Annotated in this window: 15 protein-coding genes; 6 read left to right on the forward strand and 9 right to left on the reverse strand. The window is 55.5% G+C overall.

What is annotated here, in order from left to right:
* Nucleotides 1–85 precede the first annotated feature (85 nt).
* On the reverse strand, nucleotides 86–706 hold the full coding sequence (locus VN577_03910) for a hypothetical protein (protein ID HWR13947.1): 621 nt from the start codon (nucleotides 704–706) through the stop codon (nucleotides 86–88).
* 433 nt (nucleotides 707–1,139) lie between these two features.
* Between VN577_03910 and VN577_03915 the strand changes: the two genes are divergently transcribed.
* Entirely contained in the window at nucleotides 1,140–1,997 is an 858-nt protein-coding gene (locus tag VN577_03915) for a hypothetical protein (GenBank protein HWR13948.1), read from the forward strand.
* Nucleotides 1,998–2,134: 137 nt separating this feature from the next.
* The gene (locus VN577_03920; GenBank protein HWR13949.1) at nucleotides 2,135–2,659 is read left to right on the forward strand and encodes a YetF domain-containing protein; all 525 of its coding nucleotides are present in this window, start codon (nucleotides 2,135–2,137) and stop codon (nucleotides 2,657–2,659) included.
* 56 nt (nucleotides 2,660–2,715) lie between these two features.
* Here the strand turns inward: VN577_03920 and VN577_03925 are convergent, their stop codons facing one another.
* Nucleotides 2,716–5,220 carry a sodium-translocating pyrophosphatase gene (locus tag VN577_03925; GenBank protein HWR13950.1) on the reverse strand — a complete coding sequence of 835 codons (2,505 nt, stop codon included), beginning with the start codon at nucleotides 5,218–5,220 and terminating at the stop codon, nucleotides 2,716–2,718.
* Between the two features lie 316 nt (nucleotides 5,221–5,536).
* Between VN577_03925 and VN577_03930 the strand changes: the two genes are divergently transcribed.
* The gene (locus VN577_03930) at nucleotides 5,537–5,797 is read left to right on the forward strand and encodes a hypothetical protein (protein HWR13951.1); all 261 of its coding nucleotides are present in this window, start codon (nucleotides 5,537–5,539) and stop codon (nucleotides 5,795–5,797) included.
* A 169-nt stretch (nucleotides 5,798–5,966) separates the two neighbouring features.
* Nucleotides 5,967–6,386, forward strand: a complete 420-nt coding sequence (locus tag VN577_03935; GenBank protein ID HWR13952.1) for a ParB/Srx family N-terminal domain-containing protein — start codon at nucleotides 5,967–5,969, stop codon at nucleotides 6,384–6,386.
* 36 nt (nucleotides 6,387–6,422) lie between these two features.
* Here VN577_03935 and VN577_03940 read toward each other — a convergent pair whose 3' ends face one another.
* The 6 genes from VN577_03940 to VN577_03965 all read right to left on the reverse strand — a co-directional run bounded on the left by VN577_03940 (nucleotide 6,423) and on the right by VN577_03965 (nucleotide 12,571).
* A complete protein-coding gene (locus VN577_03940; protein ID HWR13953.1) occupies nucleotides 6,423–6,962 on the reverse strand; it encodes an archaemetzincin family Zn-dependent metalloprotease in 540 nt (179 codons plus the stop codon).
* Between the two features lie 42 nt (nucleotides 6,963–7,004).
* Complete coding sequence (locus VN577_03945; GenBank protein ID HWR13954.1) at nucleotides 7,005–8,363, reverse strand: sigma-54 dependent transcriptional regulator; 1,359 nt, start codon at nucleotides 8,361–8,363, stop codon at nucleotides 7,005–7,007.
* A 3-nt stretch (nucleotides 8,364–8,366) separates the two neighbouring features.
* On the reverse strand, nucleotides 8,367–10,064 hold the full coding sequence (locus tag VN577_03950) for an ATP-binding protein (GenBank protein HWR13955.1): 1,698 nt from the start codon (nucleotides 10,062–10,064) through the stop codon (nucleotides 8,367–8,369).
* Nucleotides 10,051–11,229, reverse strand: coding sequence for a Ni/Fe-hydrogenase cytochrome b subunit (gene hybB, locus VN577_03955; GenBank protein HWR13956.1), 1,179 nt, complete (start codon nucleotides 11,227–11,229; stop codon nucleotides 10,051–10,053). The genes VN577_03950 and hybB overlap by 14 nt, the downstream gene beginning before the upstream one ends.
* On the reverse strand, nucleotides 11,229–11,999 hold the full coding sequence (locus VN577_03960) for a 4Fe-4S dicluster domain-containing protein (protein HWR13957.1): 771 nt from the start codon (nucleotides 11,997–11,999) through the stop codon (nucleotides 11,229–11,231). The genes hybB and VN577_03960 overlap by 1 nt, the downstream gene beginning before the upstream one ends.
* A 260-nt stretch (nucleotides 12,000–12,259) precedes the next feature.
* Complete coding sequence (locus tag VN577_03965; protein HWR13958.1) at nucleotides 12,260–12,571, reverse strand: cytochrome c; 312 nt, start codon at nucleotides 12,569–12,571, stop codon at nucleotides 12,260–12,262.
* Nucleotides 12,572–13,040: 469 nt separating this feature from the next.
* Between VN577_03965 and VN577_03970 the strand changes: the two genes are divergently transcribed.
* Both VN577_03970 and VN577_03975 read left to right on the forward strand, forming a co-directional pair.
* Complete coding sequence (locus tag VN577_03970; GenBank protein ID HWR13959.1) at nucleotides 13,041–13,754, forward strand: DUF5694 domain-containing protein; 714 nt, start codon at nucleotides 13,041–13,043, stop codon at nucleotides 13,752–13,754.
* Nucleotides 13,755–13,897: 143 nt separating this feature from the next.
* Nucleotides 13,898–15,229: an APC family permease gene (locus VN577_03975; GenBank protein HWR13960.1), complete on the forward strand. Its 1,332-nt coding sequence runs from the start codon at nucleotides 13,898–13,900 to the stop codon at nucleotides 15,227–15,229.
* Nucleotides 15,230–15,286: 57 nt separating this feature from the next.
* Here VN577_03975 and VN577_03980 read toward each other — a convergent pair whose 3' ends face one another.
* On the reverse strand, nucleotides 15,287–15,499 hold the full coding sequence (locus VN577_03980) for a hypothetical protein (protein HWR13961.1): 213 nt from the start codon (nucleotides 15,497–15,499) through the stop codon (nucleotides 15,287–15,289).
* Nucleotides 15,500–15,530: the final 31 nt, after the last annotated feature.

A 15,530-nucleotide genomic window follows, 5' to 3' on the forward strand; every position in this document is an offset into this window, starting at 1 on the left:
AGACACACCGCAGTCTAAGGTGACTGGTTCGTTGTCTTTTAGATGCGGGAATCCAGTGTGTCGCGACAGAGCGGATGGATGGCTTCTAGCGCCGCGTACGCATGGCCGAGATAACACCTCCGACGAGAACTCCGAATCCGACCATCGAAAGCAGCGGCAGCTCACTACCCGCCGACGGGAGGTTCTTCGACCCGTTTGAGTCAGCCGCCTGCGACTTGGGCGTCACATCCTGTGATTCTGTCTCGGCACTGCTTGTCTGCTTGGCGCTGCTGCCAGGCGCCACTGTCGTAAAGCGGACCTGTGTCTGAGAGGCTGCTACCGGTGTGTGATTGGCGTCAACCAGTTCTACCGTGATTACGTGATCACCAACTGGAATTCCACTGAAGCTATATTCCGTCGAGGTAATCTCTACCGGATCGCGCGAATCCAGTTGCACCCGATACGTCGGTGACGGGTCCGGAGCCATACCTGTGTTCTGTAGCTGAAACCTCAGGGTGACCGCCGAGCTTTCAACCTTTTCGTTGATCTTCGGCGAAAGAACCTTGATGGCCCCGCTTGCCGCCATGGTAGTGCCCGGAGCGTTCGAACCTGGGACTTTTGCTCCTTGGCTGGTGGGAGTCGTCCCGGTCAGACCATTCGGGTTCTGTCCGGCTGCGACGAGCGGTAGCACCAATAGCAGGAGCGTTAATCTTTTTCTTAGTTTCATAACTGCCTTTGCCAACCTCATCTTTGGTACCCGAATGCCCAATAACGTAGGTTGAATAGCCACCTTGATGTCGGGTAGCCCTTAACAATCGTCTTGAGGCCTTCTTTCCAAGTGTCTGAAGCTGTGCTGTTTAGACACGTTTGATGCTGAAAAGACCCAGTGACCGGGGAAGTTGGTACCCTTTCAATTGCAATCAGTCTGCCGAAAATTCGCCATCATAGCGGCATTTCGAATCCATTCCTTCAATTTCTTGGATGCGGGCACTACGAGCAGAGCGGCTGCTTCATAATGTTCCATTTTGGGCATTCAGAATCCCACTCCTTCGACATAGTCCCTTCACCGTAACCCGGTCTAGGGCTGTCGGGTTTACACTTCATTGACGGGTTCAGCTTCTCTGCTGAACAATGTGGCATACAGGTACTCAGGAGATCCTATGTACGAAGAAGACAAGGACGCCGACCTTTCGGCGAACAGTGTCAGCACCACAAGCAGCAGCAGCACTCTTCGCAACGTTCTGATCGGCGTTGCGGCTCTTTACGTAGTGCTCTCTCTCTTTTTCATTTTCGAGATGCGCAGTCGCGTTGCATCCCTGGAAACCGCACAGAAGGCCGCTGCCGATAGTGCCGCCGCCCACAACGCAGCCATCATGAAACGCTTGGGCATGACCGAAGCGAGCATTGAGCAGGCTTCTCAGGAGCTTCAGTCCCGGCTGGGAGAAACGCAGAAAGAAGTTGCTACCAAGACGAACCAGTTAGCTCGCCAGCAGCAGGTTTCCGAGCAACGCCTGCGTCAGGAAAGCGAACAGAAGATCTCTGCCGTTACGGGCGAGATCGGTGGCGTGAAGACCGAAGTGGCGGGGGCAAAGACAGATATTGCAACCACTCGCTCCGACCTGGAGGCTACCAAGAGCAAGCTCGAGCGGGCTATCGGCGACTTGGGGTTGCAGAGCGGTCTCATCGCTCACACCCGCGAGGAACTCGAATATCTGAAACATCGAGGCGATCGCAACATTTACGAGTTCACCTTGCGCAAGGGCGAAAAACCGCGGCCGGTATCGACCATCAGCCTGCAACTTAAGAAGGTCGACGCCAAAAAAGGCAAGTTCAGCATGAACGTGGTTGCAGACGATCGGACCATCGAGAAGAAAGATCGGACCATGAACGAGCCCATGCAGTTCTACACGGGACGCGACCGCAGCCTATATGAGGTGGTGGTAATGTCCGTTGACAAGAACACAATCAGCGGATACCTCAGCACCCCAAAGAACATGCCGGCTCCAGCCGCTAACTAAGACTTCATCTGGGAACACCGGGCCCGGCCCATGCGGTCGGGCCTTATCTTTGATCTTTGCGACTCCTGAGACAAACGGCTTTCTGCAACGCCCGTTTGCGGAGTATAACGGGCGCTACGCACACTCAGGAGCACGCCATGTTATCCGCGTCCGGTACGGCCGTCCTTCAGATAGTTTTTCGCACCTCCATCATCTATCTGCTGATCCTGATCGGGGTCAGGATCTCAGGGAAAAGGGAGGTGGGACAGATGACGCCGTTCGATCTCACGCTCCTGCTTCTCCTGAGCAATTCCGTTCAGAATGCGATGACAGGCCCCGATACCTCGCTGATCGGCGGAATAGCGGCAGCCGCCACGCTGTTCCTCCTGAACATGGCAATCGCCGAATACTCGGGCATTAATCGCAAATTTCGTAGATACGTTCAGGGATCGCCTAGCATGCTGATTCACAACGGCGAAGTGCTGATGTCGCACATGGCGAAGGAACACGTGACCATGGATGAACTGGAGCGGGCTCTACGCGAGCACGGCATTGCCAGTGCCAAAGATGTTTCCATTGGCGTCCTCGAAGTGGACGGTTCCATGAGCTTCCTGAAGTTCGACGACATCCCGCCTTCCATGAAGCCTCACCGGCATGTCAAATTTCTCCGTCGTCCTGAGTAGCATCCGTGCAAAGAAAAAGGCCGGTGCACTTGGCACCGGCCCATAAGTTGCTTGCTTTATCTTGCTGCCGCGCGTCCTTCTTCCCGAACCGTGCCGATTCGCATTCCGTAGAACGACCGGTGCACGAACCACATGGAGATCAGGAAGAAAACGGCAGCCAGCACGTGGCTGAGGCCACTCCCTTCGCTGTGAGTGAGGGATACCGCGAGTTCTACGGCCAGCAACCCGAACAACGTTGTGAATTTGATTACCGGGTTCATCGCCACCGAAGAAGTGTCTTTGAAGGGATCGCCAACCGTGTCGCCGACAACGGTCGCCGCATGCAGTTCCGTTCCTTTGGCCTTCAACTCTACTTCCACGACCTTCTTGGCGTTGTCCCAGGCGCCGCCGGCATTTGCCATGAAGATCGCCTGATATAGTCCGAAAATCGCGATCGAGATCAGGTAGCCGATGAAGAAGAACGGTTCCACGAACGCAAAGGCAAGCGTACCGAAGAAGACTGCCAGGAAGATATTGAACATGCCCTTTTGCGCGTACTGGGTGCAAATGGCAACAACCTTCTTGCTGTCCTCGACGGAAGCTTTCTCCACGCCCTCAAGCCGGATGTTCTTCTTGATGAACTCCACCGCGCGGTAGGCACCTGTTGTTACGGCCTGGGTGGAGGCACCCGTGAACCAATAAATCATGGCTCCACCACTGATCAGGCCCAGAACGAACGGCGCGTGCAGCAGGGAAAGGTTCTCCACATTTTCGGTGAGGCCGCGCGTAAGAGCCATCATGATCGAGAAGATCATCGTCGTGGCGCCTACGACTGCCGTTCCGATCAGTACCGGTTTGGCCGTCGCTTTGAACGTGTTGCCTGCGCCGTCATTTGCTTCCAACAGGTGCTTGGCGCGGTCGAAGTTTACCGTCGTGTTGAAATCCTTCTTGATCTCCGCTTGCACGTTCGGGATGGTTTCGATCAGTGACAGTTCGAACACCGACTGCGCATTATCCGTAACCGGACCATACGAATCCACCGCGATCGTTACCGGGCCCATGCCGAGGAAGCCAAACGCCACCAATCCGAATGCGAACACCGGAGCGGCAACCATTAGCAATCCCAGACCCATCGTGCTGACGTAATACGCGATGCCCATCAGCGCGACCATGGTGAAGCCAAGCCAGTAAGCCGAGAAATTACCTGCAACGAAACCAGATAGGATGTTCAGCGAAGCGCCACCTTCTTCCGAGGACGTCACCACTTCCTTCACGTGCCGCGATTCAGTGGAGGTAAACACCTTGACAAACTCAGGGATGATCGCGCCAGCCAGCGTGCCGCAGGAGATGATCGTGGCCAGTTTCCACCACAGCGTCGTATCGCCATGTGCTCCCAGCACGGGAATCATGAAGTACGAGATCACGTACGTCAGTGCGATCGAAATCAACGACGTCAGCCACACCAGGGTGGTGAGCGGCGTTTCGTAGTTCATTTCGTCGGCCTGGCTGTATTTGCTCTTGGCGAAGGTGGCATTTAGGAAGTAGGCGCCAGCGCTGGAAATCAGCATCATTACGCGCATGACGAAGATCCACACCAGCAACTGAACCTGGACTGTAGGATCCTTCACGCCCAGCAGAATAAACGTGATGAGCGCCACGCCTGTAACGCCGTAGGTTTCGAAGCCGTCGGCCGAAGGTCCAACCGAATCGCCTGCGTTATCGCCCGTACAATCGGCGATTACGCCCGGGTTCCTGGCATCGTCTTCTTTGATCTTGAAGACGATCTTCATCAGGTCAGAGCCGATATCGGCGATTTTGGTAAAGATGCCACCTGCGATACGAAGTGCTGCAGCGCCCAGCGATTCGCCGATAGCGAAGCCGATGAAGCACGGGCCAGCGTATTCGCTCGGCACGAACAGCAGGATGAAAAGCATGATCAGCAGTTCAACGCTGATCAACGCCATGCCGATGCTCATTCCGGCCTTGAGCGGAATGTTGTAGCAGGGGAAGGGCTTGCCCGCCAAGGATGCGAATGCCGTCCGGGAATTCGCAAACGTATTCACGCGGATTCCGAACCATGCCACGCCGTAGCTGCCCGCGATTCCAACCAGGCTGAACAGGAGGATGATCGGCAACGTCACCGAAATGGGCTTGTTTGGTACGGGTGACAGCCATCCGAAGTATGCGACGATGATGACCGCGATGAATACCCAGAGGAGCAACAGGAATTTACCCTGCGTGAACAGGTACGTCTTGCAAGTCTCGTAGATCAATTCCGAGATTTCACGCATGGACCGGTGGACTGGCAGGTTCTTAAGCTGAATATAAATGGCGAGTCCAAACAGCAGCCCAAACGCACAAAATAGAAGGCCGATTAGGAGCAGATTGTGACCGTTCATGCCTCCAATGAATGTCACGCTCGAAAGATCAGGCAGCTTCAGGCTAGCCTCGCCCCCTGTCATTTCGTGTCCCGATTCCTGGGCCCAACTACCGGAACTCATCGCCAGCATAAGCAGGCCCAGGGCGGTAATCCAGCGGCGCAGGCTTGCACGCAAGCCGCCCCGTTGTTCGCAGTTATACATTCCATCCTCCAAAAATTGCGGAAAACAAAGCGAAAGTTTTAGGACGTTGCTCCGACGTAATGTGACCGGCCAGAACTGCCGGCTTTGACCAGCGGACTGTTTGCGTTGCAGGACATATGCGGTCCGCGAGCTACAAAGCGCGAAGCCGCAATATATAACACTTGCCACAAAACCGGGTCAAACTTTGATATTTCAATTAGTTCAGACAATGAACTTTGCCGCGCAGGCCTGGTGTGAAACTCCGCGGCTAAAGCCGCTTCCAGCAACTCTCGAATATCGTTGACTACCTGAATCTCGCACAACATACTCGAAGACGATGGCACGAAATCTACCAATTATTATCACCAGCATTCTCGTTGTGACACTTTTCGTGTTGCTGGTGTATCCGGCCATCATTCCGGTGAACGCCCCGCCGACGCTGAAGACGTTCAAAGACATCTTCGTGGCGGTACTTGCTTTGGCCTCTGTCTTAGCGACTCTGGGGTTGGCTGTCAGGACCGGGATTCTGAACCCGGTTTCTGAACACGATTCCAGTGTCGACGATTACTGCTCCTTCCTCTGTACCCTCCGCTGCTGAGGCTGCTCGTTTACCGCGGCCCTTAACCAACAGCCAACGTTCCTTTAACGCTCCGATGGAGGGTACAGTGATTTTTCGCTCCAAAACTAGTACTAAACGCCTCAGGATCTCCGATTCCGCAGGCCAAGCCTGGCTCTGGAACAACGCTCCGTGTTATTGGCGAGGGCGGGTGAGCTTGGTGTTTAGGGAAGTCGATTTCGATCTTCTGGAGACGGCCAGCACCCTGAAGCACTGGGATGTGCTCGCTATGTGGACTCGCCAGATCTCTTGCCGTCGCGTGATTCCGCCGCTCATCGTGACCCCCACGCCCCATGGAACCTATTACATCCATGACGGCAACCATCGATATGAGGCTTTGCGCGTTTGTTTCAAGCGAAATTTGAAGAGGCTCCGTCTTAGAGTCGCGGTTGTTCAGCCGAAAGTGGGCTACGAATTCGAGCTCCGGCAATTTCCGAATTACCAAACGTACGTGCTGGTGCCGGCCCGGGAAGGCGAACCAGCCTTGTCGGAAGAGGAGTTTTCTGACGCCCCAGGCATGGGAAGCCTGCTGACTCGGTTGAACCCTGCTGAGGCGGTTGCTGCCGGGTAGGGTCTATTCAAAGGGGCGGTCGAACCGGACCGCCCTCTATTCCATCTGCGTCATCGAAAGTACCCGCTCTGCACAATTGCTGCAGAATGCGTTTTCCTTCAAGTCGATCAGTTCCACCGAGTGCGATGCAGACATCGCGCATCGGTAGTCGTCGCAATGCGTAAGATCGAGGGTGTGTCCCAGTTCATGGACCGCTTCCTTGAGCAGTCGCTCACGGAGAAGGTCTCCATCGCCCGGAAGTCCGTAGAATTCTTGCCGCAGCCGATAATACGAGACCACCGAACCGGGTCCGCCCATCTGTGCTTCGCCGAACACAAACGTCAAAATGGGAATGTAAAGATCGGTGCCGGTTACGCCGAGGATCCGCCATGTGTGCGGTCGTACAAACTGCCCGAGTTCGGCAAGGATTTTGCTTGAGTGGTATTGCCGACGCTCTCCATGGAATGCAAAACTCGGATCAATCGTGTGGGGCAGTACCTCACAGGGGATCGCGAAATGGTTCGCGAGTTCTACGGCTAAACCCTCCAGGACGATGCCGTCGAGTTCGCCGATCGAGATGAGCTGCAGTCGCTTCAAGGCTATGATTCCGTCAGCGGTTTCGGTGATTTTTCCCCAATCCTAGCGTGCTGTTTCGGCGGTCGCGCGGCTCCAGCCATACTTCTTCAGCTTGTTATGCAATGTTACTCGATCTATATCGAGCACCTCGGCTGCGCGTGTCTGGTTCCAGTTGCATTCCTCCAGCACCCGCAGAATATGGGCTTTCTCAATGTCCTCGAGAGTTTTTGCGTCCGGGGTAGTTCCGTTCTTTGGCTTCAGAATGAAGTCCTGTTCGCGAAGCTCCGGTTCTTGCGCCACTACCATGGCGCGTTCGACCGCATTTTCCAGTTCCCGGACATTTCCCGGCCACGCATGTTGCTGTAGCAGGTACATGGCGGAAGGCGCGACTCGCGTGATCTTCTTGTTCATCTGCAGTGCGAACTTACGCATGAAATGATCGACGAGGGCGGGAATGTCCTCTCGCCGTTCACGCAGGGCAGGGAGTTCAATCCGGAAAACATTCAGCCGATAAAAAAGGTCCGGACGGAACTTACCTTCATCGATCAGGCCTTCGAGGTCCTTGTTCGTTGCAGCCACGCACCGGAAATCGACCTTGATCGTCTGATTGCCTCCCACGCGCACAATCTCGCGCTCCTGCAAAACTCGTAACAGGTCGGTCTGGGTCTTCAGGGAGATGTCGCCGATTTCATCCAGGAATACCGTGCCGCCCTCTGCGATTTCGAACTTGCCCTTCTTGCGGTACTGCGCGCCGGTAAAGGCTCCTTTTTCGTGACCGAAAAGTTCGCTTTCAAGCAGCGTCTCGGTGAGTGCACCGCAGTGAATCGTCACCATGGGATGGAATCGTCTCTGGCTCGCGGCATGGATGGCACGGGCTACAAGCTCTTTTCCTGTGCCGCTTTCGCCCGTTATCAGGACAGTAGCATCCGTTGGGCCAACGGTCTCGATCGCATCGAACACGCGTTTCATGGCGGCGCTCTGGCCGATGATGTCCGGGTGCTGGCTGATCTCTGCTACCGTCTCACGCAAGCGTACGTTTTCCTCTCTCGCGCGACGGTGCGACAAGGCATTCTTTACGATGTGTGCGATCTCGTCCGGGTCAAGCGGCTTGGTGACGTAGTCGTATGCTCCGTTCTTTAGCGCCTGGACCGCCGTTTCCACCGACGCATAGCCGGTCATCATGATGGCGATGACCTCAGGGTCAATCTCATGCATCCGCTTCTGAAGTTCGATGCCGTCCGTGCCGCGCATTTTGATGTCCAGCAGGGCAGCGTCAAACTTGGTTTCGGCCATGCGGGTCAACGCCTCGTTCGCGTCTTCCGCGACGTGGACCTCGTATCCCTCTTCCCGGAACCATTTATTGAGCGAATCGCGAACACTGAGTTCGTCGTCCACAATGAGAATCTTGGCCTTCTGACTCACAGATCACCTCGGGGCGACTGCCGAAGCAGTCGCAGGGGCCGACTCGGGCGTTTTCAACGCGCTCGTCGGGATGAAGATGTAAAACGTTGTGCCGCTACCCGGCTGAGATTCCACTTCAATCTGCCCGCGATGGCGCTCGACAATATTGCGGCTGATCGCCGTTCCCAATCCCACCCCTTTGCCGCCTTCTTTTGTTGTGTAGAACGGCTCAAACAGGTGTTTCATCGCTTCGGGTGGAATACCCATTCCGTCATCGCGGATCTGAATTGAGATCTGCTTGCTCTGCGGCAAAGAGCGAGTGCGGATCCAAAGATTGCCGCCGCGCGGCATGGCTTCGATCGCGTTCATGGTCAGCGCAAGAATGACCTGTTCGATTTGCGCGGCATCGCATTGCACCGCTGGCAGTTGCGGATCGAAATCCAGGTCCAACTGGATACTGCTGTTCTCGAGATGATGTTGCACCAGCTTCACACAGCGACTGACGATCTCATTCACGTCATGCCAATCGATGTTGAGCGGGGAAGTGCGCGAGAACGTAAGCAGATTCTTCACAAGGTCGCCGCAGCGCTTGCTCTCTGACTCGATCAATTGCAGGCAGTCATACATCTCTTTGCGGCGTTCCTGTTCGATCTCGACGCGGTCCAGCCAGCGCCGCAATAGTTTCGAGTACGTGAGAATGCCGGAGAGAGGGTTGTTAATCTCGTGTGCGACCACCGCGGCCATCTTGCCGAGCGAAGTCATCTTCTCGACATGGATCATCTGTTCGTGCGCGGTTCGCAGCTCCACGGTTTTCTCTTCCACCCTGTTTTCAAGCGTCTGCGCCCAGGCCGTAATCTCTTCGTTGGCCTTGTAGAGCTCGAGGCTCATGTGGTTGAAAGAGTCGGCAAGCTCACCAAGTTCATCTTGTGACGTGGTTTCGATTTGATATCCCAGTTGGCCTCGCCCAAGCCGCTTGGTGCCATTCATCAGCCGCGTGACTGGCCTCTCGATGAAGCGCCAGATGAACAGGGCAATCAAACCGCCCATCACCACTAGGGCTGCAATCAAGTAGCTCAACAGCTGCCAGCTGCTTTCACGCAGGTTGGCATCGGCTGCATCGAGAGAAACACTTGAATCCAGCACACCCAGCACCTTCTGATTCTCCGAGTGTGCATGGCAGGCAGCATTACTGCAGGAGGGCCGGTTTTCGATCGGTGTGATGGTACTCAGAATCCGGTGGCCATTCTCAGTGTGAATTCGGAATCGTCGTTGCCGGCTTAATTCGGATTTTGTACCACTTTCCAGGTGACAACCGGAGCACGCTTCGGTCTTTGGATCAATCTGGCGCCTGATTTCGCGTGCATCGGTGGAATAGTTCACTATGCCGTTGGCGTCGATCACCCGCACCTTTACGATGCCCGGCTGTTTTCCGACGGCCACAATGAGCTGGTGGAGCCCTTCTCGATCATTGTTCAGCATGGAGTACTGTGCGCTTCGCTTCAACGTGTCGTTCAGGCGTTCAGCAGCCGCCAGCGTATTGTTCTCCAGGTGACGGCGGTGCAGGCGCAGCGTCGCGAAGCCGAGGAATACAAATATCACCACCATCGCCGATAACATGATCAGCGATAACTTGGTCCCAAGGCTGTGCGACAGGCGAGTCCATCTCCCATGGAAGGAGACGGGCTTCGCCTGCCGCTCGGGTTGTTTATCAGTCGTTGGCATGGCTCATCGCCGTCGCCTTCGCAAACACCGGAGGCGTTGGCAGTGCTTCAGACTTAGGTGGTTCGTGTTCCGGGAAGATGGGCAGGTACTTCACAGCCATCGCAAACAGGAAGAAGCCGGCCGCGATAATCGTCGCGGTGATGGCAAATTCCGTCCACTTCGGGATGTAGTGCAGACCAGCCGCCGTTTCCATTCCGGTCAGACTGACGTTCAGGCGGTTCGTGATGAAACCAAGCACCACCATCACGGCAACCAGGTAAAGCCCTCCCGCAGTCGTACGGACCTTCTTCTGCGTGAAGAACACCAGCGGCAGGATCACCGACAGCAGCGCTTCCACCCAGAAGAGGTACATCTCGTAGCCCGGTTTGAACATGGCTCCGACCATCCCGCGGTGATACAGGTCTTCCAGCCGAAGTACCCCGTATACCGACAGCGCGATCATCAGCACCCGGCCCAACTCTTTCAGGATCGGCAGTTCCAACTCGCGTCCGAAGTGCTTCGATGACATCGTCGATTCGAAAATCGTCATCGCCAATCCGACGCAGATCGCGGAGATGAAAAAGAACACCGGCAGGAGCGGGCTATACCAGAACCCATGCAGTTTCGTCGGCATGATCAGGTAGAGGGTTCCCAGCGAAGACTGGTGCAGGGTCGAAAGGATCACGCCCAGGATCACGAGGGGAATCAATACCGCTCGAATGATCTTGATCGGCTTTTCCAATTTGAACCGCTCCAGCACGATGGGCGAGAACTCCAGCGCCAGCACCGTCGTGTACAGCATCACGCAGTACGCAACTTCGAACATCACCGAGTGCGGATTGCGCATGATCAACGGGTGCCAGATGTTGTAGGGCCGTCCAAGGTCGAACATCAGCGCGATACACACCAGGACGTAGCCCAGGAACGCAGTAAGGATCGTCGGGCGCACGATCGGCTTCCACCGCTTGATGTTGAGGATGTGAACGGCCGCCGTTAGTGTGAAGCCGCCCGCTGCGAGCATCACACCGCACAGCACGTCAAACCCAATCCATACGCCCCACGGGAACTGATCGCTCAGGTTCGTGGACGCTCCTAGTCCATGGAAGAAACGCACATACGTGGAATAAATGCCCAGAAGAATGGTGACGATGAAGATCACCCGCCAGAAAGTAAGTTTGAATTTCATTACTTATGCTCCTTTCCGGCGCCGGTCTTTCCTTCGGCAGCCGCGACTTCTTCTCGGCGATGGGTGATCCACCACACGCCACCCAGCATGATTCCGCCGAGCGGCACGAAATCGGGGATGCGGGAGAGCACCTTGTAGGTGCGCAGCGGCAGGCGATCTTCGGGAAGGTTCTGTGGGTATCCGAAATCACTGAATGCAACACTGGATAACAAGAGAACGGATGTGCCGCCGACTTCTTCGAGACCATAGATATGAGGAACGTAATTGCTGGGATTGTCGGCAATCCGCTTCTTGGCTTCAGCGATCAATTCATCGCGCTCGCCGAACTTCGTTGCTCCAGTCGGACACGCTTCTGAGCAGGCTGTTGGCCTGCCTGCCAGCACCCGTCCATTGTTGCCGCACATCGTGCATTTCTGGACCTTCGGGTTCAGCGCGCCCCACTCGTACTTAGGAACGCCGAATGGGCACGCTACCATGCAGTAACGGCACCCCATACAGCGGCTTGCTTCATAGATGACGGGGCCTTCTGGAGTCTTCCGCAACGCAGCCACGGGGCAAACCGAAGCGCAGGCGGGATCTTCACAGTTCATGCACAGGCGCCGCATGAACTTGTCATTCTTGCTTAGTACAACCGTGAACTTCTTTTCGGATTGCTGCGTCTCGGCGGCGATCTTGTCGTCGTAGGGCAGCTGATTCGCCTCTGCACAGGCGCTTTCGCATTGTTTACAGCCGATGCAGAGCGTGGCGTCGTAGAGGAGTGCCTTGCTCATAGAAATAGGGCTCCGGGAGAGAACCCCGTTTGCGGAGGGCGGGACGTTCGGGGCTATGAATGCGTTCTGTCGAGAACAGAAAGTTACAGGAGCCGCATCAGAATCCAGTCTCGGGCCGGCCGGTTAGGGTCGTCCGGCCCGAGTACTTCTCAAGCTGCCAGATCTTCTCTGGCCATCCACCGAATCTTAGTCCGGTGTTTATAACTGCGTTGCGACAGTTCCTGTAATGCCGTTCAAATCGGCGGTTCGAACACCGTCCGTTACTTCAAGCTCTTTACGTATTCCGCAACTGCCTTGGCCTGCTCGGCGGAAACGCCAGCGACTGCTTTGCTGTGGGGAGCTTTCTTGCCAGCCTCACCCTTCGTGAGCAGGTCGGCAATCTGCGCGTCGGTCAACTTCGTGCCCTTCAGCGCGGGGCCCATCTTGCCAGCGCCGTCAGCGCCGTGGCACATGGCACACTTTGCTTTGTACAGCGCGCCACCTTCTTCACCGGCCCACGACAGGCTCGGAACCATCACAAACAGAGCGACTGCAATCGCCAGCACCAGGATCGTAAGTTTCATGGTCTTCATTATTGCTACTCTCCTCCCGTTTTCCGGGGTATTAGGGCTGCCGCCGTCCATATAACGGTCCGGACTGGCAGTTATTTTCATAGCAAGTCTCATACTTTCAGTAGTTTTGCATCTGTGACTTAACTCACATATAGAAGTGATGCATTTTTAAGCAAAAAGTGAGTTCCAGCCCGTTGCAGTAGTAATACTTTTCATCCGTTGAGCTTTTCAGCAGCATTTCTAACTGGAAAGATGAATCTGTAAACACTTGACCAGCAGCCTTTTTCCGGCAATCTACCCACAGCAAGCTCAAAACGGGAACTTTCGATGATGCAGTCTCGTAATAGTCGGAGTGAGACGAACGCAGATTGCCCTTCTTTGGTTGACCTTTTCCATAGTGAGTTTTGCACAGACCGACGAGCACATATCTAAGCTCGAAACGAACTGCTCCCCGTCCTCGCCCAGGCTCCTGATCCTTGGCACATACCACATGGATAATCCCGGCCAGGACAAATTCAATGTCGATGCGGACGACGTCCTCGCCCCGAAGCGACAGAAGGAAATCGTCGACGTTCTCGATAAAGTTGCCGCTTATGGTCCAACCAAGATTGCCCTCGAGGCTGACTACAAAACGCAGGCGATGACGCGCGAGTATGCTGATTTTCTAAAAAGGAAGTACCAACTAGCACGCGACGAGCGCAACCAGATTGGCTTCGCCCTGGCCAAACGTCTTGGACACACCTCTATATACCCAGTCGACTTCCCAATGTGGATGGATGGACGCGTACCAGCCGAGATCGGAAGCCCCAAACCGAAGCCCTCATCGGTCTCTAAGGAAGAAGCTTCCAACTCGAAAGAAGAACCGCCGGCGATCTTTCAAGAATCGGAACGGCTAATGAAAACCTCCACGGTTCTGGAATACCTGCGATTCCTGAACAGCGACCGATACATCCAGTCCGACTCCGTGCTCTACATGTCGTTGCTCAAGCCCGCCCCCTACAGCGATTCCCTGTACGGCAACGCCGACCTTCTCACCAACTGGTATAAGCGCAATTTCCGTATCTTCACCAACATCAATCGAATTGCCGAGCCCAATGACCGCATCCTGCTGCTAATTGGAGCAGGCCACCAGAAAATATTGCGCGATCTGGCGGCTGAATCACCCGACATCTGCCTGCTCGATACAGAGGCGTATCTGCGATAACTTCGGCAGTTCCTGCCTCAACTACCTGACGTCACTCCGGCACAAGCAGGCGTTCGACTACTCAATTGACCGCTTGGAAGAGCTTCCGTACCTTTGGCAAGGGGTCAATCCTTTCTTCGGACATGGGCACTCAAGCAAATACCGTGAAACCTGATCAGGCACGGATAACCGATCATCACTTCCGAAAGCTGAAACTCGGCGGATTCGTAGCGGTACTTTACGCTTATTGCGCCGCAGGTCCATTCGGCTTCGAGGAGATGATTTCCACCTCCGGCCCTGGCATGTCTTTGTTGTTCCTGATGGTCGTGCCCTGGCTGTTCTCCCTGCCCATGTCGCTGGCTACATCGGAAATGGCCACCGCAATGCCGGTTCAGGGAGGGTTTTACCGGTGGACGCGGGCGGCATTCGGTGACTTTCTTGGCTACCAGTGTGGCTTCTGGAACTGGTCCGGCACCTTCCTGATGAATGCCGCGTATGCCGTCATCCTCGCGGACTACTGTGCGCAGTTGTTTCCCACGCTCGCATTCGGATTGCGCCACTGGCTTGTCGCCATTTTCTTTCTGCTCCTCGTGGCTGCCATAAACATCCTCGGCATCCGGACTGTTGGCGAGGTCAGTGCGATTCTTCTGCTCACGGTGCTTATTCCCGTCGCCATCTTTACCTTCATATGCTTCACGCACGCGCAGGTGAATCCATTCGTGCCGCTCACGCCACCGGGGAAGCCATGGCGAGATGTCTACGGAGTCGGGTTGGCGCTGGGGCTTTGGCTCTATTCGGGATACGAACAACTCTCGACGGTTATTGAAGAAGTGGAGCGCCCGGAGCGTAATTTCCCCCGCGGCCTTGCGCTGATGGTTCCTCTCGCGATGGTCACCTTCCTGCTACCGATCATGGGCGGTATCGCGGCCAGTGCCGACTGGCAAAATTGGACAACCGGCTACATCGTTACGGTCGCGCGCAGAGTCGGCGGGGAACCTATGGCAATCGCCATGTTTGGCGCTGCCATGATCTCTGTTCTTCTTGGGCTCCAAAGCACCCTCATGTCTGCCGCACGACTGCCATTCACAATGGCCGAGGACGGATACTTCCATCGGGGCCTCACCCAGTTGCACCGCCGCTTTCGCACACCCGTGCGTGGAATCCTGCTTTCCACCGCCTTGTGTGCTGGTCTCGCTCTTTTCAGCGTCCCGCAATTGATCGCCGTCTACATGTGGCTTCGTGTTGCAACGTCGGTGTTGACGCTGCTGTCGGTATGGCGCCTGCGACGTATCGCACCCGACATGCCTCGCGGCTTTCGAATCCCTGGCGGAAGACTAGGGTTGGCCCTGGTAGTGATTGTCCCGTTATCGCTGTTTGCGTGGGCGCTGATCAACGGAGATAAGGCCGCCCTCCTTTGGGGACCTGCCTATATGGCCGCTGGGCCTCTCTCATACCTAATACTCCGAAACACTAAGCTCAGCAGCCAGACGCAATAAAGAGAGGGCGGGAGCGCCCCGCCCGTGAATATCAGGAGATCACCATTTGGAACAGACCTACTTCGCGAACATAACGAGATACGCGTACCCGTAAACGACCCAGAACGCCAGGCTCACCAGCATCGATTTCCAATGGATTCGAAGCCGGCGAGCCATGCGCTGCGCCGGACTTGAACGTGCGCGCTTGTCCGGCAACCTCTGCAGTATCTCGATCCAAAATTGTGCGGTTGATTCGTAGCCGTAAATTTTGGGAATTGTTCGAGACGTCATGCTCCGCTCCAAGTGATCTATCGACCGAAAC

This window comes from Terriglobales bacterium (assembly GCA_035561515.1).
Lineage (GTDB): Bacteria > Acidobacteriota > Terriglobia > Terriglobales > Acidobacteriaceae > DATMXP01.

Excerpts from the sequence above, each read along its gene's own strand:
- VN577_03965 (HWR13958.1), bottom strand. The coding sequence starts at position 12,571 with ATGAAGACCATGAAACTTACGATCCTGGTGCTGGCGATTGCAGTCGCT.
- VN577_03980 (HWR13961.1), bottom strand. The coding sequence starts at position 15,499 with ATGACGTCTCGAACAATTCCCAAAATTTACGGCTACGAATCAACCGCA.
- VN577_03950 (HWR13955.1), bottom strand. The coding sequence starts at position 10,064 with ATGCCAACGACTGATAAACAACCCGAGCGGCAGGCGAAGCCCGTCTCC.
- VN577_03960 (HWR13957.1), bottom strand. The coding sequence starts at position 11,999 with ATGAGCAAGGCACTCCTCTACGACGCCACGCTCTGCATCGGCTGTAAA.
- VN577_03915 (HWR13948.1), top strand. The coding sequence starts at position 1,140 with ATGTACGAAGAAGACAAGGACGCCGACCTTTCGGCGAACAGTGTCAGC.
- VN577_03970 (HWR13959.1), top strand. The coding sequence starts at position 13,041 with ATGGATAATCCCGGCCAGGACAAATTCAATGTCGATGCGGACGACGTC.
- VN577_03930 (HWR13951.1), top strand. The coding sequence starts at position 5,537 with ATGGCACGAAATCTACCAATTATTATCACCAGCATTCTCGTTGTGACA.
- VN577_03910 (HWR13947.1), bottom strand. The coding sequence starts at position 706 with ATGAAACTAAGAAAAAGATTAACGCTCCTGCTATTGGTGCTACCGCTC.
- hybB (HWR13956.1), bottom strand. The coding sequence starts at position 11,229 with ATGAAATTCAAACTTACTTTCTGGCGGGTGATCTTCATCGTCACCATT.
- VN577_03920 (HWR13949.1), top strand. The coding sequence starts at position 2,135 with ATGTTATCCGCGTCCGGTACGGCCGTCCTTCAGATAGTTTTTCGCACC.
- VN577_03925 (HWR13950.1), bottom strand. The coding sequence starts at position 5,220 with ATGTATAACTGCGAACAACGGGGCGGCTTGCGTGCAAGCCTGCGCCGC.